Source organism: Sulfuricurvum sp. IAE1, assembly GCF_004347735.1.
GTDB lineage: Bacteria > Campylobacterota > Campylobacteria > Campylobacterales > Sulfurimonadaceae > Sulfuricurvum.
In genome coordinates this window covers 209,376-236,322 of sequence record NZ_SLTI01000060.1, presented here as the reverse complement: position 1 = coordinate 236,322, position 26,947 = coordinate 209,376, and the positions used below count along the sequence as shown (strand labels likewise).

The window sequence follows — 26,947 nt, the reverse complement described above, 5'->3', positions numbered from 1 at the left end:
GATGTTCAAACGCTCCTTCTTTTTATCACTGACCCTCGCCGTTTCAATCAGCGCGCAAAATCTTGAAGACGTCTTCAAAGAAGGCAAAGCAAGCGGCCAGCTGCGCGCTTTCTGGTACGACGGTGACCGCGAGCTGCGCATCGATCGCACGGCCCTCACGCTGGGAGGAATCCTCAGTTATCAAACGGCACCCTATACGGGATTTAGCGGCGGTGTTTCATTTTTTTCTAGCAACGGGGCACTCCCCGTAACACGAATGCCCTACTCGGGACAGACCCATAATCTCAATCTCGACGGCAGTGCCATCAACACGCTCGGGGAGGTATACCTGCAATACACGGGCCATGAAACCCTCATCCGATACGGACGCCAGCGTCTCGATCTCCCCCTTGCCAACGACTACTACAACCGGATGCTTCCCAACAGCTTCGAAGCTCTCTATGCGGAAAACAAGAGCATCGCCCATGCTACCCTCAAAGCCGCCTATATCACGGGATGGAAATACAAAGCCTCCGATACCTTCGTATCACCGACCCGTTCGCTCGGGATCGACCGCGACATCGCCGTTGTCGGAGCGGTTTTAACCCCCAAGACGTCGCTCAAAATCGAGCTCTACGACACCTATGTGCGCGATGTGATGAATGCCCCCTATGTGCAAATCATCGACAACCGCATCTGGGAAACCTCGGGTTACACATTATCAGGTGCGCTGCAGTATCTACGTCAGCACAATGTCGGCCTTGCGGCGGCGGGCAAAACCGATACTTACCTGCTGGGGGCGAAGGCGTCTGTGTCTCGCGGGTCGTGGAGCCTCAGCGCCCTGCACACCCGCATCGGCGATCAGAGCCTGCTGGGGACGGGAGGACGATACGACAACATGGGTTGGGGAGGGTTCATCACCTACACCGATCTCCAGATCGACGGGGAGACCGAAAATGCCGGAGCGCGGGCCTATGGCGGGGTACTGACGTTCCGTCCTGCGGAAACGTTCGAAATTTCGGGCAAATACATGCGGATCGATCAGAGCGATTCAGCCCAGGGTAGTCCCTCCTCACTCACCCCCAACCCGCGCCCCGATTCGGACGAGGTCAACATCGACGCAACCTATCAGCCACGCAAAGCGATGCGGCTGCGCACCCGTCTCGCCCGCATCGATTATGAAGGGGATACATCGTCACTTTATCACAATCGGGCATACGACGAAACGAATGTGAGGATTATCGCCGATTACCTGTTTTGAATACGATTCAAAGCTTGATGCCGTAATACTGCAATAAAGAGACCATACCCCAGTAACAAGCGACGGTGACAAGCAAAGATACGGGTAAACTGAGATAAAAATGAAACCCCTGTTTGAGAAGCAGCGGCAAAATGATGAACAAGACGAGCGACGGGAGCACCAGCCAAAAAACGCTCGTGGAGAGTGCGCTGATTTTGGCAATGTCTTTCGTGTCGACGTACAACCAGATCATCGCCAGCACCGAGATAAGCGGGATAGACGCCAGCACCGCACCCCAGAATGAACTGCGTTTGGCGATTTCGGAGATCAAAACGATCAGTAGAGTTGTAACGGCGATCTTGACGACGTAGTAGAGCACGGGGGCTTCCTCCCAAATATTCGCATCCTTATCCCGTATCATATCCCAAAAGGGAGTTTTCAACAATTCAAAGCTGTTTTTTTCGCAAAACCATTGACAAAAAAGTTGATAACCGCTATAATTCCCGTCCACAAATTGTGCTGGACAGTTTGTTTTATTGTCTCGTTAGCTCAGCCGGTAGAGCATCTCACTTTTAATGAGGGGGTCGATGGTTCGAATCCATCACGGGACACCACTTATAAGCCGCTTTACGTGGCCCCATCATCTAATGGTTAGGATTCCAGATTTTCATTCTGGCCATAGGGGTTCGAATCCCCTTGGGGTCACCACTTCATTTTCCAAAAATCATGTTACAATTTCATACAATCATCTTACTCATATGTAAGGAATCATCATGTCATACGTTATCCGTGACGGCAGACTGCAAACAGCCAAACCGATCAAAAATCTGACCGAAGAGCAAAAAAAAGTACTCAAAATCACCACCGCCAAACAAGCGGACAAGATCAAAACGCTCAAAGCGAAACTCGCCAGTTAGTGCGCTTGTGATCACTCCTCTTCCGTCCGAATCTTTATCCGACTTTTTTACCTCTTTCGATTTTTCCGACGAATCCGAAGCGCTACAGGCTTTTATCGCGCTGTTACGCGAAACCGCTTCGCACCGCCAGAACATCATCCATGCATGTTATGACGGCGAAACGCCGATAGGGTTCGTCTCTCTGAAAATGACCGGCGACGTCGACAATATCCCCGGATTACTGATCGAATTTCTCTACATCAAACCCGAATACCGCCGAAAAACGATCGGGGATTCTCCACGCCGCAGTTTTGCCATCCTCGATGATGTCATTATGCTGGCATTCGAATTACAAAAGATCGTGGCGATCAACCATGTTTTCCTAATCCCAGTCGATGAAAACAAACGCTCGCTGTATCTCGAATACGGGTTTGAGAATATCCCCGGTTCAGGGAAAAATCCTTTTGAGGATTTTATGGTGTTTAATCTGCTCGCTGAGGAGGTTGTTTGAATCAATTCTGGGGCATGAGCCTGACAAAGATATGACGACAGCAGTGGAATGGCCCCATTTGGTAGACGACTTATTGCTCCGTCAACACTGGAATGACCTCCATTTCGGATAATCAATAACTCGATATCGTCAAATAATAAATAAAATACTATTTATTCAGACACCTATATTTCTCCCCTTCCCGTTAACACTCTTTCGTTACACTGACGAACAATCCAACACCGTAAGGAAACCCATGTCCTCTTTATTCCCGATCGCCATTGCCGTTTTCCTGATCACCGGCTGTTCCGCCACCTGGAGCGGGGTTAAACAAGACACCTCCGACGCCTGGGACTGGACGAAGTCCAAAGTCCATCAGGGCGCCGATTACGTCCGTGAAAAGACCGAGTAATGTGTTTTGTCCTCACGATCCTCCTCGGGGTCGCCTCGGTCGCATTTTTCCAACACGGCCTGATGCTCCAAGGCGCCATCAGCGGCGTGCTCGCCGCAGGGGCACTGTTCTTTTTCATCCGTAAACTCGTCCGAAACGGCGGCTGCATCTTCGGCGGCAGGCGCGACTGCTAGTCGCCCGAGGCGATGATGCGCGGCACGATAACGTTGACCGTATCAACCGGGATCGCGAACCCTACCCCCGCATACGCTCCCGAAGGGCTGAAAATCGCGGTATTGACCCCGATAAGCCGTCCCGCGCTATCCAGCAGCGGCCCGCCGGAATTTCCCGGGTTGATCGCCGCGTCGGTCTGGATCAGGTTCCGGATGGCGCGGCCGTTGTCCCCGATGGTCCGATCGAGCGCCGAAACGATCCCCGTCGTCAGCGTCCAGTCAAGGCCGAAAGGATTGCCGATCGCAAACACTTTCTGCCCCACTTTGAGCGTTTTGCTCTCCCCCAGCGCAATCGGGCGGGGAGGCTTGAACGAAACGTTGATCCTCAGGACCGCGAGATCGTGCTCGGGCGCCGCCCCCACCAGCGATGCGGGATAATCGCGCCCGTCGCTGAGCCGCACGTGGGCTTCACTCGCTTCGGCGATGACGTGGTAGTTGGTGACGATATGCCCCTGCTCGTCCCAGACAAATCCCGACCCCGTCCCGCGGGGGATGTTGTAGACGTTGCGGGTCCATACGTCCATCACCGCCTGCGCGGTCGCGATATAGACGACCGAGTTCTTGTTGTTCTCAAACAGCGCGATGGTCGCCGCCTCCTCATCACTCACCGCCCCCCTCGGCGTCACGGCGCGCGGTTCGGGAGCAGGCAAAAACGCTTCCATCGCCCATCGTGCCGCTTCCCATGAGAGTATCGCGGCGGCGGCCACCGAGACGCTCACCAAAAAATAGCCGCCGAAACGCTCCTGCATCGCATCTCCTTTTCGGTAAAATGACGTATCTAACTTTACTACGGAACAGCCAATGCGTCAATCGCTCCTCATCGCTTTTTTGCTTCCCCTCGTCCTCTGGGGCACGGAGCCCCTGCAATGGGGAGAAAACGTCACGGGGGTCACGACCCGTTTCGCCACCGAAAAAAAAGAGATCGCTCTCACCTTCGACGCCTGCGGCGGGAGTTTCCGCAGTTCGCAGTACGACGCCGGGCTGATCGATTATCTCGCCCGCAACAAGATCCCCGCCACCCTTTTCATCAACTCGCGATGGATCAAAAGCAATCCCGAAATCTTCGCCCGCCTTGCGGCCAACCCCCTCTTTGAAATCGCCAACCACGGTACGGCCCACCGCCCCCTCTCGATCAACGGCCGGAGCGTTTACGGCATCGAGGGGACCGCTTCGGCGCAGGAGGTCGTCGCCGAGATCGAAGGCAATGCGGAGCTGATCGAAAAGCTCACCGGCAAACGTCCCCTCTTTTTCCGTTCCGGAACCGCCTATTACGACGAAGCTGCAGTCAAAATCGCCCGCGAGCGGGGGGTCGAAATCGGCGGCTTCAGTGTTCTTGGAGATGCAGGGGCAACGTTCGGCCCCGAGAAAGTGGCGGCCCAGGTCACGGGGAGCAAAAGCGGCGACATCGTGCTGCTGCACATGAACCACCCCGAAAGCGGCACCCGTGCAGGGACGATTCAAGCCATCGAAACGCTTCGGAACGCGGGCTTTTCGTTTGTCCGACTCAGCGACGTGAAAGAGCGGCTTATCCGCATTCCGTAATGGTATAATTCGCCACTTTTTTTATCGGAGTTAATGTGGAAACATTGTTTTTACTGGCGCTGGCGCTGGCCATGGATTCGGTCGCGGTCTCGATCGCCATTGGATCGAAATACCGTGATCTCCTCCTCTCTCGCGCCGTTTTTGCCGCCGCCGTTTTCGGCTTTTTTCAGGGGGCAATGCCGCTGGCGGGGTATCTTGTGGGGGCGACTTTTGCCGAAAGCGTCCGCGCATTTGACCACTGGATCGCGTTTGTCCTTCTGACGGGACTGGGGGCCAAGATGCTCTACGAAGCCTACAAGAACGAATTCGACGAAGAGGTGAGTGACCTCTCGAACAAAACCCTTCTCTCCCTGGGAATCGCCACCAGCATCGACGCCATGGCGGTGGGAGTGACCTTTGCGTTCATGCAGACCGATATCCTGAGCGCTTCGGCTCTGATCGCGGGGGTCACTTTCGTCTTGTGTCTCGTTGCCGTTTACATCGGCAAAAAACTCGGTTCGGTCCTCGAATCGAAAGCCGAAATCCTCGGCGGTGCGATCCTTATCGCACTGGGGTGCAAAATCCTCGCCGAACACACCGGATGGCTTTAAACCGCTATTCCCACCCGTCGTCGCGCCGCGAAGCGTGTTTGGCTTTTTTGTAACGGCGGGCGTTCACCTTTTTTTCCCATTGGTTCTGCGCGTAAAACAGTTCGGACCGGATCGTTTCGATATCTTCGTCCGACGCGCGGAAATCGAGTATTTTCTGCGCAAGGGCTTCGAGTTCGGTATACTCGTCTTTGTACAGCGTCACCGCTTCGTTCTGCTCCAGAAACCGGAAGTTCGCGTCCACGCGGCGATCGTATTCTTCTTTGCTGGGAGCTTCACTTTTGGCCAGAAACGACAATATCCCGCTTGTAAACCGCCCCAATAGACGGATGTAACGGTTCCGTTTTGAGTTTTCGAATTTAGATCCCGCCATAAAACCTCACGTTAAACATACCTAGATACAATTACGCCATTATACCTATCAAGGACTGTGTATGCGTCTATGGATTCTCTCTATTATCTTTCTGGGAACGCTCCTGAGCGCCGATTATATCCGCCAGCCGATAGACCAGAAGCTCGTCGATTCGAAAATCAAGATCGTCGACATCCGAACCCCCGGCGAATGGAAAACCACGGGGCTGGTCAAAGGGTCGATCCCCATCATGTTCTTTGACGAACAGGGGAACTACAACGTCGAGGCGTTTTTGGGTCAGCTGAACCGCCACGTGAAGCAAAACGAAAAATTTGCCCTCATCTGCAACAGCGGCAGCCGCACGCAGGTGGTCGGCAACTTCCTTGGCAAACAGCTGGGCTACAACGTCATCGATCTGCAGGGCGGAATCCAGTACGCGATTCAGAAAAAAATCACGATGGAACCCTACAAACCTAAAAAATAAGGGGCGTTTAGCGCAAAAACGCCAGCAGATCGATATACTCTTTTTCGATGACGCCCAGGTTCTCGAGCATCCGCATCTCGTCGATACCGGGGTTTTCGCTCAGAAACTCGCGCCGCCACTCGATATTTTCCTGTAATTCGGCCAGACCGGTCGAGAGATATTCGATCATAACATCGATATCGGCTCCCCGGATCACCCCTTCGGTATCGGCGCGGTAAAAAAGAAGCGCGTAATCGCCCGTCTCGTGCGAAAAGCGAAAATCCTCGGCAATATTGCGTACGATCGTTTTGATCCGTTCGTCTTTGATAACCCGTTTTGCCACAAATTTCCTCCCACTCAAAATCTCCCTTATTGTAGTCGCTTTTGGTATAGGAGTTGCTTAGTTTACGCATCTGGAAACGGGGGTACGAGCAGCGAATGTCACCGTCGAAGTTCAAAAGCAAACTCGTATACCTCCTTTTGCTAGTCGGCGGCGGGCTCGTCGCCATCGGCCTCATCGGCTATCTGAACCTCCAGAACATCAAGCGCGATATGGACACCCTCTACTACGGTTCCCTTCTTCCCCTTGGTGAACTGCACGGCATTACCGATACTTACCGTTCCAAACTCGAAACCACCGTTTACCGCTGGAACAACGGGATGATCTCGGACGACGAAGCGGCCGAAACCATCACCCAGGCCCTCAGCCACATCGACCACCTGTGGGCCAACTACCTTTCCCGCCACAAACGCCCTGACGAGAGGGCCTACGTCGATTACACCGAGACCAAAATCACGGCGATCAAACGCTATTTCGAACAGGTACGCGATATCGTCCTCAGCCCCTCGCGCGCCCACGAACTCTCGCTGAACACTCTTACCGAAAACGTCGAACTCCTCCATTCGACGATCGAGCGGCTGATCGCTTACGAAAGTGCCGCGGCACGTTACGAACACTCGGTGCTCAAAGCACACTACGACAACGCCCTCATGCAGCTCGTCCTTTTTCTGGGAGTCGTTTTGCTGCTGGTGATGGGACTGGCATGGAAGATATTTACCCGAATCGAAATCCAGCAGCACCAGCTCGTCGCCTCGGCAGAAACCCTCAAACACCTCAATTTCAAGCTCGAGCAGGCCTCCTACACCGATTCACTCACCGCCCTCTACAACCGCCGCTATTTCAATCTTCTGCACGAACGGGAGTTCAAACGGGCCTTACGCAACGAGCAGCCATTCGTCTTCATGATGCTCGACATCGATTTTTTCAAACAGTACAACGACACCTACGGCCACATCCAGGGGGATCAGACCCTTCAGGCGGTGGCGAAGGTACTCAAATCGACGCTGCAGCGTCCGGGGGATTATCCTTTCCGGCTGGGAGGCGAAGAGTTCGGCGTCATCATCGCCGACACCGACTGCCAGAACGCACGGGCAATGGGAGAAAGAATACGTGCGGCGGTGGAAGCGCTCCAGATCGAGCACAAGGGGAGCAAGGTATCGCGGACGGTCAGTATCTCTATCGGGGGAATCTGTGTCGTCCCTACCATTCACATGAACGAAGAGGCGATTATCCACGCCGCCGATACAAACCTCTACGCCGCCAAAGAGAGGGGGCGCAACCAGGTCGTGTTCAGCAACAAACTCTGATCAGGCTGCGGTTATTTTTTGAAGCGATAGGAAAGTTTTTCAAGCTGGGCGCGAAGCTGCGGTGCGATGTCGCCTTGGAACTCCATCCACCCCTCTTTATACGCCCCGCCGCAGGCAAGGGATTTTTTGAGGATAGAGAGTGTTTTTTGCGCCTCGTCCCCCACAAGGCTGAAAGGGCCGACAAGGGTCACGATTTTCCCTTTGCGTTTTTCTCTCTGAAACACCAGGCGATGTTCGGGGGGAGTGAGAATTTCAGCCGCAGAGGCCTTACGGTCCTCTTCGAGGCTCCATCCCTCGTTCCACGACGCACCGATGTCGAGGCTTAACTTCGTCCCGCGGCTCATGACGCGTCCCCGCAGTATTCGAACCGCCTGCCGCCGCCGGGCATCGTTTCGATAAACATTTTCAGCGGGCGGACCCACAATCCCCGTTCCCCGTAAAGGGGACGGTAGACAACGAGTTCTTCGGACGTTTCGGAGTGTTTGGCCACCCCGATCACCTCGTAATGCTTCCCTTTGTAATGGCGGTAAAGGCCGTTTTTAACCACGCACGACCTTCTGAACGAGAGCGCTGATCCCCTCTTTTCCGACCAGTTCCCCCTTGTTCGCCATCGAGAGGACGGGGTTCATGCAGTAGCGGTCGTTATCGTACACGACCACGATCACCTCATCCCCTTCCTGCAAAAAGTTGGTCTCCCCGAAATGGGTATAACGGGTCGCACCGATGCTGATGATCGCCTCTTTGGGATATCCCGCGGCTTTGAGGTACTCCCCGACCGCTTCGAGCGGGCCGAAGTCGTTTTGGGTATTGATCTGGTTTGTGAGCCACTCGATCAGCTTCCCGTAAAAATAGCTGTAGCCAAGGAGTTCGACGTCTTCGCCGTAGCGGAACAATCCCCCCTCGCGTCGCAGAAACGATGCGATACGGTAACGGTCCATGATCCCTCCCTCCTCGAAACGGTCGATCGGGATCAGAGTATCGGAGAGCCCTTTGCTCATGGCTCCCCAATTTTTCTTATGGCTGATTTTCGCCGCCCCCTCTTTGCGGAGTGAGCAGTCGTTGTAAGCACCGAATGCCGTGGGAGTGAGGGAGATAATTTTTCCTTCACCATCGTACTCAAGCTCGCAGAGTAACGCCACTTCCGGTTCGGGCTGGACATTGCATTCCTCCTTCGGCAAAACGATCGTGTCACTGCTGAGGGGATACACGCCAAGCTGCCCTTCGCGTCCGGGAACGTAAAACGGGAACACTCCTTTGGGACCGTTGGGATCGTCCGTGACGACGTCTTTGAAATCGGCACTTTCCCCGGCCTGTTCGAGGTGCAGGGCGAAATTCCCCGCTACCCCCAGCCCGACATAGTGTTTGTAATCGCTCATTGTTTACCTTTCGGACCGGTCGTTACAGTGTACCGTTGGCTTTGGCTTCGGCAAACTCTTCATACGTTCCGACGAAATCGATGTAACTTCCGTCGGCGTGCAGTTCGATGATCCGTCCCGCAAACGCGTCGAGAAGCTCACGGTCGTGGCTGACGCAGATGACGTTCCCGTCGAACTCGTACAACGCCTCGCCCAGCGCGATGATCGCTTCGAGGTCGAGGTGGTTGGTGGGTTCGTCCAATACGAGGAAGTTCCCCCCCTCCAGCATCATTTTCGAGAGCATCATCCGGTGTTTTTCACCCCCCGAAATTTTCTCGATGCTTTTCTCCTGCTGTTCGCCGTTGAAGAGCATCCGCCCGAGGCAGTTGCGGATTTCGGAAATTTCGCGCTTGGGATCAAACGCACGGAGCCAGTCGTAAAGGGTCTCCATCCCCTTGATCCGGTCGGTCGTATCCTGCGGGAAATACGAAGGCTCGATCGTCGCCCCCCATTTGACGCTTCCGCTGGTGGGCTTCATCTCTTCCATGATGATTTTGAGCAGCGTCGTTTTACCCACGCCGTTGGCACCGATGACGGCGATTTTCTCGCCCGGAACTATTTTGAGATTAATATCTTTGAGTACGTCCAAGTCGCCGTAACTGTGTGATACGCCGATAACGTCAAGCGCTTCGTCACCCATCTGCCGTTTGGCCTTGAAAACGATGCTCGGATCGCGGCGGGATGAGGGCTTGATATCATCAATGACAAGTTTGTCGAGCTGTTTCTGGCGCGACGTTGCCTGTTTGGCTTTCGAGGCGTTCGCCGAGAAGCGGCGTACGAAGGCTTCGAGCTGCTCTTTTTCTTTGAGTTTTTTGTCCCGCTCCAGCTGTGCCTGGTTTGCCATGACCGTAGAGGCGAGATACCAGTCGTCGTAGTTTCCGGTAAATTCACGGATTTTCTGGAAATCGACGTCGAGGATGTTGGTAACGACGGCATTGAGGAAGTGGCGGTCGTGCGAAATAACGACCATCGTCCCCTCGTGGCGCTGGAGCTCGTGTTCGAGCCATCCGATCGTATCGATGTCAAGGTTATTCGTCGGCTCGTCCAGAAACAAGACATCCGGTTTGGGGTAGAGAACCTGTGCGAGCAAAACCTTGAATTTTTCAGACGAAGGGAGCGTCGACATGAGGTTGTGGTGCTGGTCCGCGGGAATCCCGACGTTTTCGAGGATTTTCGCGATCTGCACGTCGTATTCGTAGGTCGGGTCCTCTTCGACACAGATCATCTCCAGTTCGGCCAAACGGTTATTTACCGCATCGTCTTCGAAATCGCCCGTGGTATAGAGATGTTCTTTCTCCTTGATGGCGTCGTAAAGGCGTTTGTTCCCCCACAGTACCGCATCGGCAATCGTGAAATCTTCGAAAGCGAACTGGTTTTGCCCCAATACGCCCACTTTGAGCCCCGGTTCGATGGATATCTCCCCCTCGTACTCCTTGATCTCTCCGCTGAGAATTTTCAGGAATGTGGTTTTTCCCGCGCCGTTCGCGCCGATGAGGCCGTAGCGCTTGTTACGGTCGAGCTTGAGGTTGATCCCCTCGAACAGGACCCGGCTTCCGAAACGCATTGTTAATTTTGTGACTTGTACCATTGTGAAACTCTTTACTTTAATTAATTTCGCGATTATAGCGAAAATTCGCCGTTATCCCTAATCTGACGAAAGAAGCGATCTTTAACCCGTGTTTTGGTAAAATATCACAAAACCATCACTTTAAGCGGCCGGCCATGCATACCGAATCCTCCCTTTACGCGCTGTTCAACCGCCTCCCCGAAGGGGTCGTCGTCGCCGATGAGCGGGGGGTCATCCTCTTCGCCAACGACGCGTTTGTCGAACTGCTCGGCTACGATAACGAAATCCTCAAGGGGCTCAATCTCCTGAGCCTGCTCGAAGACGTCGACATTTTCGCCGAGTGTGTCGCACAGCTGATGGAAAAAGGGAAAATGCTCAACGCCGACACCGCGTTCGTCCACCGGGACGGAACAGTGATCCACACGGTCAAAAGCGTACAGGCCGTACGCGAAAACGGTGAAACCCGGTTTTACATCACCGTCCGGAATCTCACCGAAGCCGACCGCCTCAACCGCGAATTGCGCCATTCAAAAGAGCTGATCGAGCATCAGGCCGGAGAGCTCTCGACGCTGCTCAACTCGAAACACCTCGAGCTTGAAGAGATCCTCGGCAGCATCAGCGAAGTGATCTGGTACATCGACGATACGACCCTCGCACTGCGCTACGTCAACCAGGCCGTTGAAGAACTTTTCGGCCTTCCCAAAGAGATGTTCCTCGCCAACCAAACCCTCTGGCAGCAGCGGATCCATCCCGACGACCGCGCCCTGGTCAAAACCTTTTTCGAAACCCTGCTCCCCGGGCAATCCCAGAAAATCCGTTTCCGCATCCTCCGCTCCGACGAGCAGCTCCGCTGGATCAGCAGCCGCATCCACCACCATCCGACACTGCGGTTCTTCATCGGAATCACCAGCGACGTCACCGCGTCCGTTTCGGCTTCCTGATCCCGCCTTTACACTGAAGAAAGCATAGGTTATACTACGCTTTATCACCGGGCGGAGTCCCCTCCCCCTAGTTTTCGGAGTCCGAATGCTCGAATCCCAGCTCTACCCCTACCTGAACCAAGGAGGTTTTCGCGTTCCCCGGTTCCGGCATTTCGGCATCGACGAAATCCCCCCCATCGATTTCTTTCCCGTAGCATTGAAAATCGAATCCCCCCGCGTCGTCCACAAAAGCGATGTGGGAGGGGTGGTCCTTTCGGTCTGCGACGCGCGCGGGCTTGCCGACGCGCGTGCGCGGATCATCCGTAGCCTCGAATCGCACGGTATCGTTTTCGACCCCGCCTCGGAAGGTTTCATCGCGAGTGAAATGGTCCGGGGAGAAGAGCTTTTCGCCGGCGTCGTAGACGATGCGATTTTCGGGAAAACGATCCTTTTCGGGAAAGGAGGGGTGTTGCTCGAACTTTACCGCGACGTCTGCTATATCGATTTGTACGCCTCCGAGGCAGAGATTCGGCGGGCGCTGCGGTCCACCCGCATTGCCCCCCTTTTTGAAGGGTACCGCGGGGCCAAAACGACCCTCGATTCGGCGGTAGCATTTATCGCCGCATTCCAGAAATTTCTGATCGACCGACCCGAAATCGCCGAATGCGACCTCAATCCGCTTATCCTGAACGACGAAGGCTTTACCGTCGTGGACGCCCGGATCCGCACCCATGACACTCTTCCCGCCGAACCCCGTCCTCAGCGGAGCCGCAGTGACTTTTTCGACAACCGCAGCGTCGCCGTCATCGGCGCTTCCCTCAATCCCGACAAAGTGGGCTACGCCATCGCCAAAAACGCCCTCCCCTTTGAAGGGAGTCTCTATCTGGTCAATGCACGGGGCGGTACCTTCGAGGGACGAGAGATCTACCGTTCCCTCGACGACATCGACGGGACGATCGATACCGCCGTCATCACGATCCCCTCGAATCAGGTCCTCGAAACGATTGCCAGACTGATTCCCAAAGGGGTCCGAAACGTCATCGTCGTCTCCGCCGGGTTCAAAGAGGTCGGGGATACGCAAAGCGAAGAAAAGCTGCTCGAACTGGCAGGGGCTCACGGACTTAACATCGTCGGCCCCAATTGCCTTGGATACTACTCCTCCCGCCGCAACCTGAACCTGACCTTCGGTTCCGGAGAGGTCCGCAGCGGATCGCTCGCACTTATCGCCCAGTCGGGGGCGGTCCTCTCGTCGCTGATGGACAAAGCGGTGGAAATGGGGATCGGCTTTTCCCATATCCTCTCCACGGGGAATATGGCCGACATGGGGTTTGCCGAAATCATCGCGATGCTCGACGAAGCCCCCGAGTGTGAAACGATCTCCGTCTACGCCGAAGGGATCCGGGAGGGCAAAGCGTTCCTTGAAGCACTGCGCCGGTGCACCAAACCCGTGCGGATTTACAAAGCGGGAAAAAGCCCCGAAGCGCGCAAAGCGGCGTTTTCCCATACCGGGAATCTCAGCGGCGACTACCCGATGTTCAAAGGGCTGCTCGAAAGCGCCGGAGTCAAGACGGTCGATACGATCGAAGCGCTCCTCAACCCGATTTCAGCCGACGCGGGCGGGATCGCGATCATTACCAACGCCGGAGGTCCCGGAACGATTCTGACCGATTACGTCATCGATAAAGGGAAAAAGCTCTACACTCTGGGCGAAAACGACATCGCCTCGCTCGATGAAGTCCTCCCTTCCAACTGGTCGCGGAACAACCCGATCGACATCATCGGCGATGCCCGCAGCGACCGGTTCGCCGCCGCACTCGAACGGGTAGAGGCCATCGAAGGGGTCGGGATGATCTATCTGCTCATCACCCCCCAGACCATGACCGACACCCTCGAAATCGTCCGCCTCTGCGAGCGGCCGCGCTCAAAGCCCCTTTATCCGATCCTGCTGGGCGGGGAAATGATGCGCGAGGCGCTCCTGTATCTGCGGGAACGCCGTATCTGCGCCTTTACGACGCTGCAGGACGCCACCTCGTTCCTGTAGCGGGCAGGGAATTTCGCGTTCACGAAAATCACACTTTTTTTAACATTCGCGTAAGATTGGAATCGATACAATGTGTGTAGGATTATGCTAGGTATAGTTCGATTTTTTCACGGAGCACAATGTGATACAAATTTATGTCGGGAACATTCCCTACAGCAAAAACGAAGACGATCTTAAAGATCTTTTCGGACAATACGGTGAAGTCAGTTCAGTCAAATTCGTTAACGATAAAGAAACGGGCCGTTTCCGCGGCTTCGGATTTGTTGAAATGGCTAATAAAGACGAAGCTGATAAAGCGATCACTGCCCTCGAAGGCAATGATTTCGGCGGACGTACACTTCGCGTAAACGAAGCGCGCCCACGCGCTCCGCGCCCTCCGCGCGATCGCTGGTAATACCCGCAGAACCCTTCGGGGTTCTCCCATACTTTCCATTTCCCATATTCCTTATCCGTAAACGATAATATTAAAGTACCAACGTGACCTATACCCTAACCGAAGAAACCATCGAACTGTACAAGCTTATTAAAGTTCTCGATCTCGTCGATACCGGCGGCCAGGCCAAGCTCCTGATCGAGAACGGCCACGTCCGGCGCAACGGCACGGTCGAAACGCGCAAACGGGCCAAAATCGCCAAAGGCGAAACGATCACCATCGGCGACGTTACGATACGCGTCGAGTAAACGTTTCCATTGTTATTTAATGGAGTTTTCACTATAATTTCATCAATCGTTTGTGAACATTTTAGTCCCCTGGAAGCTCCCCGAGCACAAGGGTTCAAGATCACATCGTCCGAATGTGACTAGCTTTGATCGATTTATGCGTTAAAAGCACCAAAGAGATATGCACACCATGAAAAATACCAAAATGATGGTTTTCGGTTTTGCCAGCGCCGTGGCGATCAGCATCGCCCTCTCCACCTCCCTGCTCGCGAAAAGCGACCCGGCCGCTCCGGCAGAACCGTCCATCGAAGCCTCCCGCCTCCAGTCGCTGGCGAAATTCACCAAAGTTCTCAGCATCGTCGAACAATACAACGTCGACAACCTGACCATCGACCAGCTGATCGACAAGTCGCTGCAGGGGATGCTCTCGAACCTCGATGCCCATTCGACCTACCTGGACAAAAAAAGCTACGACAACCTCAAAACCCAAACCGACGGTGAATTCGGCGGGCTGGGGATCACGGTCGGAATGCGCGACAACGCCCTCACCGTCATCTCCCCGATCGAGGGAACCCCGGCGGACAAAGCGGGGATCAAAGCGGGTGACATCATCCTCAAGATCAACGACAAGGCGACGCTTGACATGACGATCGACGACGCGGTTGCCCTGATGCGCGGTACCCCCAAAACGCCGATCGACCTGACTATCGTACGCAAAGGCGCCGCCGAACCGCTCAAGTTTCACATCATCCGCGACATCATCACCGTCGAATCGGTCTACACCCGTACGATCGGCAAAGAGGTACTCTACATCCGCGTCACCAATTTCGATAAAAAAGTAGCCGCGGACGTCAAGGCAGCGATTAAAAAACACGCCAAAACATCCAAGGGAATTATCCTGGATCTGCGGAACAACCCCGGAGGCCTCCTCGATCAGGCGGTCGAGCTGACCGACCTTTTCGTCGATGAGGGGACCATCGTCTCCCAAAAAGGGCGCAATAAAGCCGACGACGTCAGTTACAGCGCGACCAAAAGCAACACGATCACCCATCTGCCGCTCGTCGTACTGGTCAACGAAGGCTCGGCCAGCGCTTCGGAAATCGTCAGCGGGGCCATCCAGGATCTCAAGCGCGGCGTCATCGTCGGCGAAAAAACCTTTGGAAAAGGCTCTGTGCAGGTAGTGATGCCGATCACCGACACCGAAGCGGTCAAGCTCACCGTCGCCCGCTACTATCTCCCCAGCGGACGGACTATTCAGGCCGTCGGTGTAACGCCGGACATTGAAGTCACCTCCGGCGAAATCAAAAGTCACGACAAGTCGTTCAACATTAAAGAAGCGGATCTCAAAAAACACCTCGAAAGCGAACTCGAGAAAGAGGGCGGAATGGTTGACGTGACCGAAGCGGGTACAAGCAATAAAACAACCATAACTGCCGAGCAGATGAACAAAGATCTTCAGCTCAAAGAAGCGGTCGACATTATCAAAGCATTAATCATAGTCAAAGGAAAATAATCATGGAAAAACGCGAACTACTCTACGAAGGAAAAGCCAAACGTCTTTTCAGCACCGACGATGCGAACCTCGTCATTGCCGAATTCAAAGACGATCTGACTGCTTTCAACGGGGCCAAGAAAGCCAGCGAAGCGGGTAAGGGAGCACTGAACAACCGCATTTCGACCGAGCTTTTTAAAATGCTCGCTTCCAAAGGGGTGGAGTCGCATTTCGTCGAGATGCTCGACGAAAACCATATGCTGTGCAAAAAAGTCGATATCATCCTCATCGAAGTAATCGTCCGCAACATCGCGACGGGAAGTCTCAGCAAAAACCTCGGGATTCCCGACGGTAAAGTACTCCCGTTCACGCTGGTGGAATTCGATTACAAAAACGACGAGCTCGGCGACCCGAAACTCAACGACCAGCACTGCCTGATCCTCGAACTGGTGAAAAACGAAGCCGAACTCGACCAGCTGCGCGCGATGGCACGCCAGGTCAACGACATTCTCCGCCCCTATTTCGCGGAAAAAGGGCTTAACCTCGTTGACTTCAAACTCGAATTCGGCCGCGACAAGGATGGAAAAATCATCCTGGCCGATGAGATCAGTCCCGACAACTGCCGCTTCTGGGACCTCGAGACGGGAGAAAAAATGGACAAAGACCGTTTCCGTCAGGGGCTGGGCGGACTGAAAGTCGCCTACGAAGAAGTATTGAACCGTATTCTCGGATAAATTTTAGAAGGAACAGCATGAAAGCAATCGTTAACGTATTTTTGAAAAACGGAGTCCTCGACTCTCAGGGCAAAGCGGTACAGCACGCCCTTTCCCACCACGGTTTTGAAAGCGTTCGGGACGTTCGCGTCGGCAAACAGATCGTGATCGAGATGAACGAGAGCGACGCGGCCGCCGCCAAGGAAAAAGTCGCCCACATGTGTGAAGAGCTTCTCGCTAACACCGTAATCGAAGACTACGAGATCGAGATCCAAGCATGAAAGTAGGCATCATCCAATTCCCGGGAACCAACTGCGAATACGACACGCAGTACGCTTTCAACGCGCTGGGATGCGAAACGCAGATTTTATGGCATAAAGACGAAACGATCCCGGAAGGGACCGAACTGGTCGTGGTCGCGGGAGGATTCAGTTACGGCGATTACCTCCGCAGCGGCGCCATCGCCAAAATGTCGCCGATCATGAAAGCGCTCAAACGCTATGCGGACAACGGCGGAAAAGTACTCGGAATCTGTAACGGATTCCAGGTATTGACCGAAACGGGACTTCTTCCGGGTGCCCTTAAACGCAACGAAGGGCTCCATTTTATTTCGCGCCACCACCATCTCAAGGTGATCAGCAACGCCAACACTTTCCTTCGCCGCTGCAATCCGGGCGATGTGGTCAACATCCCCATCGCCCACCACGACGGAAATTATTACATCGATGAAGCCGGGCTTAAAGAGCTCTACGCCAACGATCAGGTATTGCTCAAATACACCGACGCGCAAGGCAACATCGACAACCCAAACGGTTCAGTCGACTCGATCGCCGGCGTCTGCAACAAGGCCAAAAACGTCTTCGGCCTCATGCCTCACCCCGAGCGGGCAATGGAAGCGCTGCTGGGATCAGGCGACGGCAAAGCGATGCTTGAAGGGTTTTTGAACGCTTGAAAACGCTAGCTTTCCTTCTTCTGATTACGGCCGCCGTACAGTTCGCATTCGCCGAACCCTCCGTTTTGAACGATCCTGCCGCCGCTCAGGAAAATGCCGTTGCCGAAGAAGGGGCCTCGGCCCCCGATGCGGGCGGAGACATCAATGCCCTCTTTGACGGCGTCAATACCGCCCTAAGTGTCCAGTTCACCGACCTTCCCTCCCGTGCGTACATCGGTGAAATCATCTCCGTAACCGTCAAACTTACTCCCGTCGATATCGCCTCGGGTAATATCGAGTATACGATCCAGAATGAAGAAGGGCTTCGCATCTTCAGCGATACACCCCGCCGAAAAGTCAAGGAGGACGGGGTGTACGACACGTTTTATTTCCTCGTTCAGTCCGGATCGGTCCGTCTTCCCGACATTACCGCCACCGTGACCTCGACGGGAGCGGTGTCGCCGACGTTAAGCGGTTCGACCCTCAGCGCCTCTTCGCTCACTCCCCCTTCGTCGTTTGCGAACGTTCTTGCGGAGCGTTTTGAAATCGTCAACTACAAAACGACGCCGTATAACAATGACAGCAACGTCGTCATCTTTACGGCGAAAGCCCAGCGGTGCGATATCGGAAGCTTCCGCCTCCCCAATGCCATCAAACAGGGCTTCGAGTCAAAAATTTCAAACGTCGGCGAATCGCAGATGACGTTCTACGCCATCATCCCAAACACCGAGGAGACGCTGAATTTTTCCTATTTCAACCTCTCCAAACAGCGCTACGAATCACTCGTGATCCCCATTATCGTCGATGACGATACGGTCTCAACCCAAAGCGATCTTTCACCGACCGACGCGCGCCACACCGAGCTCAAAGTTACCGCCTCGGTCATTACCGTCGCAATCTTGTTTGCCCTGTTTTACTGGAGACGGCAGAAATGGTACCTCTATCTCTCCGCGCTGCCGATGTTTTACGTCATCTACGTCCTCCTCCCAAATCCCGACGTCTGCGTGAAAAAAGGGGCTCCGATTTACCTGCTGCCGATCAAACACGGCACCATTTTTGAAATGACGATGCAAGAAGAACATTTCGAAGCGGAAAAAACGGTAGGGGAATTCACCAAAGTGCATTTGCCGAACGATCACATCGGCTGGGTCCATGAACGCGATCTTTGCTCGAATTAGATGGCTTTACGCCCTCATCGTCATCTTCACCGGGATGACGCTGATGATCGCCATCTTCCACTTCGTCCCCAATCCCTACGCGCAGAAAATAAGCGCATGGTTTATCCGTCTGCTCGTCTTTATTCCCGTACGTGTCAAAGGGGTGCCCGATCCGGATGCCCAGATGTTTTTACTCAATCACCAAAGCGACATCGACATCGGAATCATGGAAACGATCACCTCCAAAGACCTTGCGTGGGTTGCCAAAAAAGAGCTGTTTGACGTCCCGTTTTTCGGACTGGTCGTGAAGCTCCCCAAAGACATCGCACTGGAACGCGAAAGTAAAACCGCGCTGGTCAAACTGATCAAAGAGTGTAAAGACCGCCTCGATCACGGACGGGTGATCACCATCTTTCCCGAAGGAACGCGCACCGAAACGGGAAAAATGAAGCCGTTCAAAGCGGGGGCGAAAATCGTGGCCGATAAATACGCCCTTAAAGTCCAGCCCGTCGTTCTGATTGCGACCGCCTGGCATTTCAGCAACAAGCGCAAAGACTTCCGCCCCGGCAGCGTCACCGCGATCTACATGGATTCGTTCGTGGCCGACAAAGAAGATCCCCAGTGGCTCGACCGGCTCCGCGAACAAATGCAAAAGGTCTACGACGATGAGCTTTCAAACCATCCTCGCTATCGGTAGCGGCGCTTTTATCGGCGCGGTTCTGCGTGCCTATCTCAATGGTGTCGCCAACCACCACTTCCCCCATACCCTCCCTTTCGGGACGCTGTCGGTCAATCTGCTCGGGAGCTTCGTTATCGGGATACTGTTCGCCTATTTCAGCTACACGACCCTCTTTAGCGTACAGATGAAATCGTTTCTGACGACGGGATTTCTCGGCGGGTTGACCACCTATTCGACCTTTGCGATCGAAACCTTTTTCCTCCTCAGCGGCGGCCATCTCCTCCTCGCGGCGGCCAACATGGCACTCAACACGTTCGGAACGGTCCTGATGGCCGCGTCAGGCTATTACCTCGTTCGTAGCTGGTTCTCCTAGTACTACGATCTCATCAGCACACCACCGGGCCAGATCGGCATCGTGCGTGATCAGCAATACTCCCCTCTCCCCCAGATTTTCCACGATCAGCTTCATGATGTCAACCTGGTTGAGGTTGTCCAGGGCCGATGTGGGCTCATCCAGCAGCAGCAATCCCGGATTCATCAGCAACGAACGCAATATAGAGCACCGCTGAAGCTGCCCCCCCGAGAGGCGGTGCGGCAGAGAATCGAGATGACTCGGGGTAAGTCCCATTTTTTCCATCAACGTTTCGATCCCTTTCATCGAAGCCACTTCGGCTATCTGTGCGCGTATCGTGTAGGTGGGATGAAACGAGCTGTAGGGGTCTTGAAAGACCTGCGAGAGGGATGCGGAGCGTATGCTCCCCGAAAAAGGTTTCAATTCCCCCAGAATCAGCGAAAACAACGTCGATTTTCCGATCCCGCTGGGACCGACGATTGCCTTGATTTCTCCCGCTTTCAGGGACAACGAGAAATTTTCAAATAGAAGTGTATTTTTTGAATATCCAAAAGATATATTTTGGATATCTAATACATTTTTCAACGGGTTTGCCCCTTGCCGTAGATCTTGTATTTATACGTCGTCAGTCCTTCAACTCCCATCGGCCCTCTGGCATGGAGTTTGTTCGTACTGATCCCCACTTCGGCACCGAATCCGAAAGCCCCGCCGTCGGTAAAACGGGTAGAGGCGTTGACGTACACGGCCGCGGCGTCGACCGCATCGAGGAACCGTTCGGCGGTCGTAATGTTTTCGGTGATGATCGCTTCGGAATGGCCCGAGCCGAAACGGACGATGTGGCTGATTGCCCCCTCTACCCCGTCTACGACGCGGATATTGAGGATATTGGCCAGATATTCGGTATCAAAGTCCTCTTCGTTCGCTTTTTCCACCTCGATCCATTCGCGGGTCTGGTCGCACCCTTTGAGGCGGGTATGGGCACGTTCAAATGCCTCTTTGAACAGCGGCAGTACGTTGGGGGCAATGGAACGGTCCACCAGCAGCGTCTCCATCGAATTGCACACTCCGGGGCGCTGTACTTTGGCATTTAGGGCAATCGCGAGGGCATTCTCCACGTTCGCGTCGCGATCGATATAGGTATGGCACAGCCCCTTGTCATGTTTGACCACGGGGACGGTGGCGTTTTCGCTCACGTAACGGATCAGTCCTTCGCCGCCGCGCGGCACGATCAGATCGACGTATTTGTCCATCCGGATCAGCTTCGCCACCCCTTCGCGCGACGAATCGGGAAGAAGGGCGACCAACTCGGCGGGGAGGCTGTTGCGCAGCAATACCCCCTGCAGCGCCTGTGCGATCGCACCGTTGGATGCTTCGGCCTCTTTACCCCCTTTGAGAACGCAGCCGTTGGCGCTTTTAAAACAGAGCGCCGCGGTATCGGACGTGACATTGGGGCGCGATTCATAAATGATGCCGACGACACCGATGGGGATCGAAACTTTTTCGATTTTCAGCCCCGCTTCGGTGACCCACCCTTCCATCACGCGGCCCACGGGGTCTTTGAGCGCCGCGATCTCCTCGATCGCGACGGCCATCGCTTCGATCCGTTTTTCATCGAGCATCAGTCGCTCTTTCATCGAATCGGCCAGTCCAGATTCTTGGGCATTGCGCATGTCGATCGCGTTTGCCTCGATGATGTTCATCGTATTGGAGCGGAGCGCTTCGGCCATTTCGCGTAATATCCGGTTGCGTTCGCTCCCGCTCATCGTTGAGAGGATACGGCTGGCATTTTTGGCTTTTTCTAAAAACTGTTCCATTTGAATTTCCCAAATAATATGGGGTAATTATAACAAGGAAGGGGAGGAATGAGAAAGGATTTCCCGCCGAAGCGGGAAAGAAGGGGAGAAATTATTCGATTTCGGCGTCGATGACGTCGTCGTCTTTTTTCGCGCTCGAAGCGGCGGCTTCGCCGCCTTCTTGCTGTTTATACATCTGCTCAGCCATTTTGTGGCTCGCATCGGCCAGTTTTTTCGTGGCCGCTTCGATCTCTTCTTTGGTCGCATCGGTATTTTTAAGGACCGTTTTGAGCTCTTCTAGAGCGCTTTCGATAGAAGCTTTTTCGCTCGCGTCGATTTTGTCTTCCATCTCTTTAAGCGATTTTTCGGTCTGGCTCGCCAACGCGTCGGCCTGGTTGCGCAGATCGACCACCTCTTTGCGGGCAGCGTCTTCGGCCTTGTGTTTCTCGGCATCCTGGACCATTTTGTTGATCTCTTCTTCGCTGAGTCCTGATGAACCCGTGATTTTGATCTCCTGCACTTTTCCGGTCCCTTTGTCCATCGCGGATACGGTCAGGATACCGTTGGCGTCGATGTCGAACGTTACCTCGATCTGCGGCACGCCGCGCGGTGCGGCAGGGATACCGGTAAGTTCGAACAGTCCCAACGCTTTGTTGTCGCGTGCGAACTCGCGCTCACCCTGTACGACGTTGATGCTGACCGCCGGCTGGTTGTCCTCAGCCGTGGAGAAAACCTGCGATTTTTTGACCGGGATGGTGGTCCCTTTTTCGATGATTTTCGTCGCTACGCCGCCGAGCGTTTCGATCCCCAGTGAGAGGGGAGTAACGTCGAGGAGGAGAACGTCTTTGACGTCACCGCGCAGAACCCCGCCCTGGATCGCGGCACCGGCAGCGACGACCTCATCGGGGTTAACCCCTTTGTTGAGGGTTTTGCCGCCGAACTCGTCGGAGACCATTTTCTGCGCCAACGGAACGCGGGTAGAACCACCGACCATGATGATTTCGTTGATCTCGTTTTTACCAAGACCTGCCTCTTTCATCGCCGTTTTGATATGGCTGATCGTCTCTTTGATCAGATCATCGATCATCCCCTCGAATTTTGCACGGGTCAGTTTGATGACAAGGTGTTTCGGCCCTGTCGCATCCGCCGTGATGAAGGGGAGGTTGATCTCGGTCTCTTCGGCCGAAGAGAGCTCTTTTTTCGCGTTTTCAGCCGCGTCTTTCAGACGCTGGAGGGCCATTTTATCCGCTTTTAGATCGATGCCGTGGTCGCTTTTGAACTCAGCGGCCAGGAAATCGACGATCTTGTTGTCGAAGTCGTCACCGCCGAGGAACGCGTTACCGTCGGTAGAGAGAACTTCGAACGTCCCCTCGCTGATTTCAAGGACCGTAACGTCGAACGTTCCGCCCCCCAGATCGTAGACGAGAACTTTCTCATCCCCTTTGGAATCAAGACCGTACGCCAGTGCCGACGCTGTGGGCTCGTTGATGATCCGAAGAACATTCAGACCCGCGATGGTTCCGGCCTCTTTGGTCGCTTTGCGCTGTGCATCGTTGAAGTACGCCGGGACGGTGATGACCGCGTCGGTGACGGTCTGACCAAGATAGCTCTCCGCATCCGCTTTCAATTTTGAAAGAATTTTCGCAGAGATTTCCTGAGGCGTGTAGACTTTACCCGCGACGTCGACCGCCGCCATACCGTTTTTGTCGACGATTTTATAGGTAACTTTGTCGTGCGCTTCTTTCGCTTTTTCTTCGTTCATCATCAGACCCATGATCCGTTTGACCGAATAGATCGTTTTGTCCGGGTTCGTGATCGCCTGACGTTTTGCGGGGTCACCGACGAGGATTTCTCCCTTATCGGTAAACGCAACGACTGAAGGAGTCGTATTTTTACCCTCTTTATTCGGGATGATTTTCGCTTCGCCGCCTTCGTAGACAGCAACACATGAGTTGGTGGTTCCAAGGTCGATACCGATTACTTTAGACATGGTGTTTTCCTTTTATCGTAAATTCTTAGGTTTAGTTGGCAATAACGACCATCGCATCGCGCAATGTCCGTTCTTTGTAGCGATACCCTTTTTGGAAGGTATTCACAATCGCACCGCTTTCGTGATCCGGGCTGTCCACACGCTGAACCGCGTTGTGGACGTTCGGATCGAACGGCTCGGATTCATCCACCGGAGTAACGCCGTGTTTTTCTAGAACGCCCAGAAGCTGTTTCATCGTCAGTTCGACACCCTCTTTGAGCTTTTCGAGCAACACCGCAGGTTCGGCTTCGATCTCTGCCGCACCGATCGCCATTCCCAGTGAATCGACCACCGGGATCAAATCTTTGGCAAATTTTTCATTCGCGTATTCAAGCGCCTGATATTTCTCACGCTCGAGCCGTTTCTTAATATTATCAAAATCCGCATGAACTCTCGCATACGTATCTTTCAATGCAGCAAGTTCCGCCTGTAAAGTTTCCAGTTCGTTTGAGCCCTCGACGACGTTTTCAGCACCCTCAGTCGGGTTGCGTTGTTCTTCGCTCAGGGTCTCTTCTTTGGTTTCGGTTGACATGATCTCAAAAGACTCCTTTGTTGAAATCCGGCGATATTATAATGCATTGAGTCAACCATTGTCAAGAGTATCATTAATTTTTTCATGCAATAAACTTTAGTCTATCGCTATCAAGTATGTCACTGGACGGGACATGGTATAATAGCTCTCAAAAAGAGAGTCGCCATGGCTGCCAACCGGTATCTGATGATCGCCGTCCTTGTGGGGGTCGCGGGGGTCGCGTACACCCTCACCCCCCCGCCGGGAATTTCCCAAAACGCGTGGGGGCTTTTCGTCATCTTCATCACCGCCATCGGCGCCATCCTCTTTAATCTTCTCCCCATTCTGACCGCTTCGCTGATCGCTCTGGCGACGGCGGTTCTGGGAGGGGTAATCGACCCTTCCCGCGCCTACGCGGGATTTTCGGAAAGTTTCATTCTCCTTATCGTTGCCGCGTTTCTGGTCTCCCACGCCGTCCACAAATCGGGACTGGGGAAACGGCTCTCACTGCACATCGTCCGCCGCTTCGGCAGTTCCACCCTTGGGCTGGGATACAGCGTCGTGGCGACCGATATCCTCATCGCCCCCGCTTTTCCGAGTAATACCGCCCGTTCGGGGGTTTTATACCCGATCGTCTACGGTCTCGCCCACGACTGCGGATCACGGGTCGGCGACGGCACCCACCGAAAAGCGGGGAGCTATCTGATGATGACGTCGATGGCAGGACTGACGATCTCCTCGGGGCTCTGGCTCACCGCCATGGCGGTCAATCCCGTCGGCGTCGAAATCGCCGCCAAAATGGGAATCCACATTTCGTTTGCACAGTGGCTCCTCTACGCGCTTCTCCCCACTGCCGTCGCCTTCATGTTGATCCCCTGGGTTCTTTACAAAATCTACCCCCCCGAACTCAAAGAGACCCCCGAGGCTCCCCGAGGGGCATTGGAAGCTTTACAGAAAATGGGCCCTCTCAGTCGGAACGAATGGATTACGGGAGCCGTTTTCATCGTCATGCTTCTGCTGTGGTCGCTGTCGGGAATTTTTCCGATCGATAAAGCCGCCGTCGCCTTCGGAGGGCTCGGCATATTGATGGCGACCCGCGTTTTCGGCATCGACGATTTTAAGAGCCAGGGGGAAGCCCTCGGTACGCTGATCTGGTTCGCCATCCTCTTCGGCCTCTCGACCGAACTCGCCGAACAGGGGTTTATGAGTACCGTAGCCGGATACTTCACGGCGTATCTCAAAGGGATGGAATGGTGGGGTGTTTACGTCCTGCTGATTCTGGTATACGTGCTGATCCATTATCTTTTCGTCTCCCAAAGCGCCCATCTTCTCGCACTGTTCGGAATTTTTCTCTCGATCGGCGTGGCGGCGGGAGTCCCGGGGGTTCTGATGGCAATGATGCTGCTGTTTGCGACGAACTTCAACGCGACGATCGCCCCGCAGGGTTCGTCGTGCAACGCGATCTACCTCAGCAGCGGTTACCTCAACGCCCGCGACATTTACCTCTACGGGGGAAGTGTCACGCTGCTCAATTTCGGGGTTTTCATTTTGATCGGCACCCCATGGATACTGGCCCTCTCATGAAACATCTCCGCACGTTCCGTTCATCGAAAACCTTCCGTTTTCTGCTGATGCTGTTCTCATCGCTGGGAGCGCTCTATCTTCTCCTCTTCACTTTCCCGGGGAACCGCCTCCTTTCCCCCCTTTTGGAAACGGCCCTCTCTTCGGCTCTCTCGACCCCGGTGACGCTCGAAAGGTTCTCCCTTACCCACAACCGTTTTGACCTCCTTTTACGCGACCGTTCCGGCAACGTCCTCAGCTCACAGGGTGGCTTTTCGCTGCTAACCCTTCGTCTCTACGCCCATTACCGGATTGCCGCCGCTGCCCCGGAGGGAATCAACCGGCTTAAAACACCGTTCAAGACCGAAGGTTCGCTGAGCGGAGGGATCGCGTCGCTCGACATCCGCGGCAACGCACAGCTGCTGGGAGGAAATCTTCTCTATCGGGTGCAACTGCACCGATTCGCACTCGCTTCCCTCTACGCTTCGGCCGACCGGATCGCTTATTCGGGGATGATGCGGCTGATGGAGTATCCCTCCGATACCGACACCCTCCTCTCCGGAACGGTCGACCTCAAAGGGTTCGATATCCGATTCGTCGAAGGCTCGATCCGCGTGACGACCCGAACGAGCCGGTTCGAACCGACCAAACCCGTGCCCGAAGTGGGCGAGCCCTTTAGCCTCCGCTCGCTCCTCGCCGACGAGCGGGGTATCGTGCGGCCGTTTGACGTGAACGTGACACTCGAAGCGTCAGTTCAGCATCTGGGGATACTCGAGCAGTTTACCCCGATGCGCCTCTACGGTCCGGCGGCTCTCGTTTCAACACTGCGGGGGGATGAAAAGCAACTCATCTTCAGCGGCCGGGGGAGCGTCGCAGGCGGCGATACGACGTTCAGTGCCCAGATCGACGCCCTAGAACCCCAAAAAGTCGATCTCCAGGTGACGCATGCGGACGTTGCCGGGCTCTTCGCATTGACCGGGACGGAGGCTCCGCTTGCAGGCGATGCCGATATCCGGGGAACCCTCGCGCCCGAGCGAGGGTATTTCGACGTCCGCCTCAGTCACGCCTCGACCGTCCCCGCCGTTTTGAAACGAGACTACAATCTCACCCAGCCTTTCATCCGTTTCGATGCGTCCCTCACCGCAGAGCTCGACGGCGATGGGGCCCGATACCGGGGCACTGCCCGCTCGGATCTCGTTCGTCTCGAGTTTGCCGATTCGGTCCCGCAGGAGCAGATGCTTCGGGAACTTTTAAAAACTTTGCGTTAGCCGTTTTCCAAAGGGGCGTTTTACCCCCTTTCGTCCACA

General features: G+C 54.6%; 33 protein-coding genes, 2 tRNA genes and 1 pseudogene. 24 read left to right on the top strand and 12 right to left on the bottom strand.

Annotated features, from left to right (window positions below; genetic code table 11):
• The first annotated feature begins 1 nt into the window (after window position 1).
• Window positions 2-1,240: an OprD family outer membrane porin gene (locus E0765_RS09860; RefSeq protein WP_132813052.1), complete on the top strand. Its 1,239-nt coding sequence runs from the start codon at window positions 2-4 to the stop codon at window positions 1,238-1,240.
• A gap of 7 nt (window positions 1,241-1,247) precedes the next feature.
• Here E0765_RS09860 and E0765_RS09855 read toward each other — a convergent pair whose 3' ends face one another.
• On the bottom strand, window positions 1,248-1,598 hold the full coding sequence (locus tag E0765_RS09855) for a DUF3147 family protein (protein WP_132813051.1): 351 nt from the start codon (window positions 1,596-1,598) through the stop codon (window positions 1,248-1,250).
• A 159-nt stretch (window positions 1,599-1,757) separates the two neighbouring features.
• On the opposite strand from E0765_RS09855, the gene E0765_RS09850 reads away from it, so the two are divergent.
• The 6 genes from E0765_RS09850 to E0765_RS12555 all read left to right on the top strand — a co-directional run bounded on the left by E0765_RS09850 (window position 1,758) and on the right by E0765_RS12555 (window position 3,190).
• A tRNA-Lys gene (locus E0765_RS09850) sits at window positions 1,758-1,833 on the top strand.
• A gap of 19 nt (window positions 1,834-1,852) precedes the next feature.
• Window positions 1,853-1,927, top strand: a tRNA-Glu gene (locus tag E0765_RS09845).
• Window positions 1,928-1,992: 65 nt separating this feature from the next.
• The gene (locus E0765_RS12565; protein WP_165921740.1) at window positions 1,993-2,136 is read left to right on the top strand and encodes a hypothetical protein; all 144 of its coding nucleotides are present in this window, start codon (window positions 1,993-1,995) and stop codon (window positions 2,134-2,136) included.
• A gap of 7 nt (window positions 2,137-2,143) precedes the next feature.
• A complete protein-coding gene (locus E0765_RS09840) occupies window positions 2,144-2,626 on the top strand; it encodes a GNAT family N-acetyltransferase (RefSeq protein WP_132813050.1) in 483 nt (160 codons plus the stop codon).
• A 235-nt stretch (window positions 2,627-2,861) separates the two neighbouring features.
• Complete coding sequence (locus tag E0765_RS12560; RefSeq protein WP_165921739.1) at window positions 2,862-3,017, top strand: hypothetical protein; 156 nt, start codon at window positions 2,862-2,864, stop codon at window positions 3,015-3,017.
• Window positions 3,017-3,190, top strand: a complete 174-nt coding sequence (locus tag E0765_RS12555; protein ID WP_165921738.1) for a hypothetical protein — start codon at window positions 3,017-3,019, stop codon at window positions 3,188-3,190. The genes E0765_RS12560 and E0765_RS12555 overlap by 1 nt, the downstream gene beginning before the upstream one ends.
• A 2-nt stretch (window positions 3,191-3,192) precedes the next feature.
• On the opposite strand, the pseudogene E0765_RS09835 reads toward E0765_RS12555, so the two are convergent.
• Window positions 3,193-3,930 (bottom strand): annotated as a pseudogene (locus E0765_RS09835) (S1C family serine protease); the annotation flags it as partial.
• 100 nt (window positions 3,931-4,030) lie between these two features.
• On the opposite strand from E0765_RS09835, the gene E0765_RS09830 reads away from it, so the two are divergent.
• Together E0765_RS09830 and E0765_RS09825 are read left to right on the top strand one after the other, a co-directional pair.
• Complete coding sequence (locus tag E0765_RS09830) at window positions 4,031-4,771, top strand: polysaccharide deacetylase family protein (protein ID WP_132813048.1); 741 nt, start codon at window positions 4,031-4,033, stop codon at window positions 4,769-4,771.
• A gap of 35 nt (window positions 4,772-4,806) precedes the next feature.
• Entirely contained in the window at window positions 4,807-5,361 is a 555-nt protein-coding gene (locus E0765_RS09825) for a manganese efflux pump MntP family protein (RefSeq protein ID WP_255417896.1), read from the top strand.
• Between the two features lie 4 nt (window positions 5,362-5,365).
• On the opposite strand, the gene E0765_RS09820 is transcribed toward E0765_RS09825, so the two are convergent.
• Entirely contained in the window at window positions 5,366-5,731 is a 366-nt protein-coding gene (locus tag E0765_RS09820; RefSeq protein ID WP_132813047.1) for a hypothetical protein, read from the bottom strand.
• A 61-nt stretch (window positions 5,732-5,792) separates the two neighbouring features.
• Here E0765_RS09820 and E0765_RS09815 point away from each other — a divergent pair, with 61 nt between their 5' ends.
• Complete coding sequence (locus E0765_RS09815) at window positions 5,793-6,194, top strand: rhodanese-like domain-containing protein (RefSeq protein WP_132813046.1); 402 nt, start codon at window positions 5,793-5,795, stop codon at window positions 6,192-6,194.
• 7 nt (window positions 6,195-6,201) lie between these two features.
• On the opposite strand, the gene E0765_RS09810 is transcribed toward E0765_RS09815, so the two are convergent.
• Window positions 6,202-6,516: a hypothetical protein gene (locus tag E0765_RS09810; RefSeq protein WP_132813045.1), complete on the bottom strand. Its 315-nt coding sequence runs from the start codon at window positions 6,514-6,516 to the stop codon at window positions 6,202-6,204.
• A 95-nt stretch (window positions 6,517-6,611) separates the two neighbouring features.
• Here E0765_RS09810 and E0765_RS09805 point away from each other — a divergent pair, with 95 nt between their 5' ends.
• On the top strand, window positions 6,612-7,820 hold the full coding sequence (locus tag E0765_RS09805; protein ID WP_132813044.1) for a diguanylate cyclase: 1,209 nt from the start codon (window positions 6,612-6,614) through the stop codon (window positions 7,818-7,820).
• An 11-nt stretch (window positions 7,821-7,831) separates the two neighbouring features.
• Here the strand turns inward: E0765_RS09805 and E0765_RS09800 are convergent, their stop codons facing one another.
• Genes E0765_RS09800 through E0765_RS09785 form a run of 4 tightly spaced genes read right to left on the bottom strand, consistent with a single transcriptional unit; the run spans window position 7,832 to window position 10,823 of the window.
• Window positions 7,832-8,164: a translation initiation factor gene (locus E0765_RS09800; protein WP_132813043.1), complete on the bottom strand. Its 333-nt coding sequence runs from the start codon at window positions 8,162-8,164 to the stop codon at window positions 7,832-7,834.
• Entirely contained in the window at window positions 8,161-8,367 is a 207-nt protein-coding gene (locus tag E0765_RS09795; RefSeq protein ID WP_132813042.1) for a DUF1653 domain-containing protein, read from the bottom strand. Before E0765_RS09795 ends, E0765_RS09800 begins: the two co-directional genes overlap by 4 nt.
• Window positions 8,360-9,196, bottom strand: a complete 837-nt coding sequence (locus E0765_RS09790; RefSeq protein WP_132813041.1) for a DUF5718 family protein — start codon at window positions 9,194-9,196, stop codon at window positions 8,360-8,362. The genes E0765_RS09795 and E0765_RS09790 overlap by 8 nt, the downstream gene beginning before the upstream one ends.
• Before the next feature lie 22 nt (window positions 9,197-9,218).
• The gene (locus E0765_RS09785; protein ID WP_132813040.1) at window positions 9,219-10,823 is read right to left on the bottom strand and encodes an ABC-F family ATP-binding cassette domain-containing protein; all 1,605 of its coding nucleotides are present in this window, start codon (window positions 10,821-10,823) and stop codon (window positions 9,219-9,221) included.
• Window positions 10,824-10,957: 134 nt separating this feature from the next.
• On the opposite strand from E0765_RS09785, the gene E0765_RS09780 reads away from it, so the two are divergent.
• The 11 genes from E0765_RS09780 to crcB all read left to right on the top strand — a co-directional run bounded on the left by E0765_RS09780 (window position 10,958) and on the right by crcB (window position 19,768).
• Window positions 10,958-11,743, top strand: coding sequence for a PAS domain-containing protein (locus E0765_RS09780; protein WP_132813039.1), 786 nt, complete (start codon window positions 10,958-10,960; stop codon window positions 11,741-11,743).
• Between the two features lie 85 nt (window positions 11,744-11,828).
• On the top strand, window positions 11,829-13,763 hold the full coding sequence (locus E0765_RS09775) for an acetate--CoA ligase family protein (protein ID WP_132813038.1): 1,935 nt from the start codon (window positions 11,829-11,831) through the stop codon (window positions 13,761-13,763).
• 121 nt (window positions 13,764-13,884) lie between these two features.
• Window positions 13,885-14,157 carry an RNA-binding protein gene (locus tag E0765_RS09770; RefSeq protein ID WP_132813037.1) on the top strand — a complete coding sequence of 91 codons (273 nt, stop codon included), beginning with the start codon at window positions 13,885-13,887 and terminating at the stop codon, window positions 14,155-14,157.
• 83 nt (window positions 14,158-14,240) lie between these two features.
• The gene (locus E0765_RS09765; protein WP_132813036.1) at window positions 14,241-14,444 is read left to right on the top strand and encodes an RNA-binding S4 domain-containing protein; all 204 of its coding nucleotides are present in this window, start codon (window positions 14,241-14,243) and stop codon (window positions 14,442-14,444) included.
• A gap of 169 nt (window positions 14,445-14,613) precedes the next feature.
• The gene (locus E0765_RS09760; protein WP_132813035.1) at window positions 14,614-15,936 is read left to right on the top strand and encodes a S41 family peptidase; all 1,323 of its coding nucleotides are present in this window, start codon (window positions 14,614-14,616) and stop codon (window positions 15,934-15,936) included.
• A gap of 2 nt (window positions 15,937-15,938) precedes the next feature.
• On the top strand, window positions 15,939-16,649 hold the full coding sequence (gene purC / locus E0765_RS09755) for a phosphoribosylaminoimidazolesuccinocarboxamide synthase (protein ID WP_132813034.1): 711 nt from the start codon (window positions 15,939-15,941) through the stop codon (window positions 16,647-16,649).
• Window positions 16,650-16,666: 17 nt separating this feature from the next.
• Complete coding sequence (purS, locus tag E0765_RS09750) at window positions 16,667-16,909, top strand: phosphoribosylformylglycinamidine synthase subunit PurS (RefSeq protein ID WP_132813033.1); 243 nt, start codon at window positions 16,667-16,669, stop codon at window positions 16,907-16,909.
• Window positions 16,906-17,580 (top strand): phosphoribosylformylglycinamidine synthase subunit PurQ, encoded by a 675-nt coding sequence (gene purQ, locus E0765_RS09745; RefSeq protein WP_132813032.1) that lies wholly within the window; start codon window positions 16,906-16,908, stop codon window positions 17,578-17,580. The genes purS and purQ overlap by 4 nt, the downstream gene beginning before the upstream one ends.
• On the top strand, window positions 17,577-18,737 hold the full coding sequence (locus E0765_RS09740) for a hypothetical protein (RefSeq protein WP_132813031.1): 1,161 nt from the start codon (window positions 17,577-17,579) through the stop codon (window positions 18,735-18,737). Before purQ ends, E0765_RS09740 begins: the two co-directional genes overlap by 4 nt.
• Window positions 18,712-19,413 (top strand): 1-acyl-sn-glycerol-3-phosphate acyltransferase, encoded by a 702-nt coding sequence (locus E0765_RS09735; protein ID WP_255417895.1) that lies wholly within the window; start codon window positions 18,712-18,714, stop codon window positions 19,411-19,413. The genes E0765_RS09740 and E0765_RS09735 overlap by 26 nt, the downstream gene beginning before the upstream one ends.
• Entirely contained in the window at window positions 19,382-19,768 is a 387-nt protein-coding gene (gene crcB / locus E0765_RS09730; protein ID WP_132813030.1) for a fluoride efflux transporter CrcB, read from the top strand. The genes E0765_RS09735 and crcB overlap by 32 nt, the downstream gene beginning before the upstream one ends.
• On the opposite strand, the gene E0765_RS09725 is transcribed toward crcB, so the two are convergent.
• The 4 genes from E0765_RS09725 to grpE form a co-directional block, all read right to left on the bottom strand.
• A complete protein-coding gene (locus E0765_RS09725; protein ID WP_132813029.1) occupies window positions 19,733-20,332 on the bottom strand; it encodes an ATP-binding cassette domain-containing protein in 600 nt (199 codons plus the stop codon). The genes crcB and E0765_RS09725 overlap by 36 nt on opposite strands.
• Window positions 20,329-21,561, bottom strand: coding sequence for a glutamate-5-semialdehyde dehydrogenase (locus E0765_RS09720; protein ID WP_132813028.1), 1,233 nt, complete (start codon window positions 21,559-21,561; stop codon window positions 20,329-20,331). The genes E0765_RS09725 and E0765_RS09720 overlap by 4 nt, the downstream gene beginning before the upstream one ends.
• Window positions 21,562-21,652: 91 nt before the next feature.
• Window positions 21,653-23,530 carry a molecular chaperone DnaK gene (gene dnaK, locus E0765_RS09715; RefSeq protein WP_132813027.1) on the bottom strand — a complete coding sequence of 626 codons (1,878 nt, stop codon included), beginning with the start codon at window positions 23,528-23,530 and terminating at the stop codon, window positions 21,653-21,655.
• 31 nt (window positions 23,531-23,561) lie between these two features.
• Window positions 23,562-24,128, bottom strand: a complete 567-nt coding sequence (grpE, locus tag E0765_RS09710; protein WP_165921745.1) for a nucleotide exchange factor GrpE — start codon at window positions 24,126-24,128, stop codon at window positions 23,562-23,564.
• Between the two features lie 138 nt (window positions 24,129-24,266).
• On the opposite strand from grpE, the gene E0765_RS09705 reads away from it, so the two are divergent.
• A complete protein-coding gene (locus E0765_RS09705; RefSeq protein WP_132813025.1) occupies window positions 24,267-25,664 on the top strand; it encodes a DASS family sodium-coupled anion symporter in 1,398 nt (465 codons plus the stop codon).
• Window positions 25,661-26,908, top strand: a complete 1,248-nt coding sequence (locus E0765_RS09700; protein WP_132813024.1) for a hypothetical protein — start codon at window positions 25,661-25,663, stop codon at window positions 26,906-26,908. Before E0765_RS09705 ends, E0765_RS09700 begins: the two co-directional genes overlap by 4 nt.
• Window positions 26,909-26,947 lie beyond the last annotated feature (39 nt).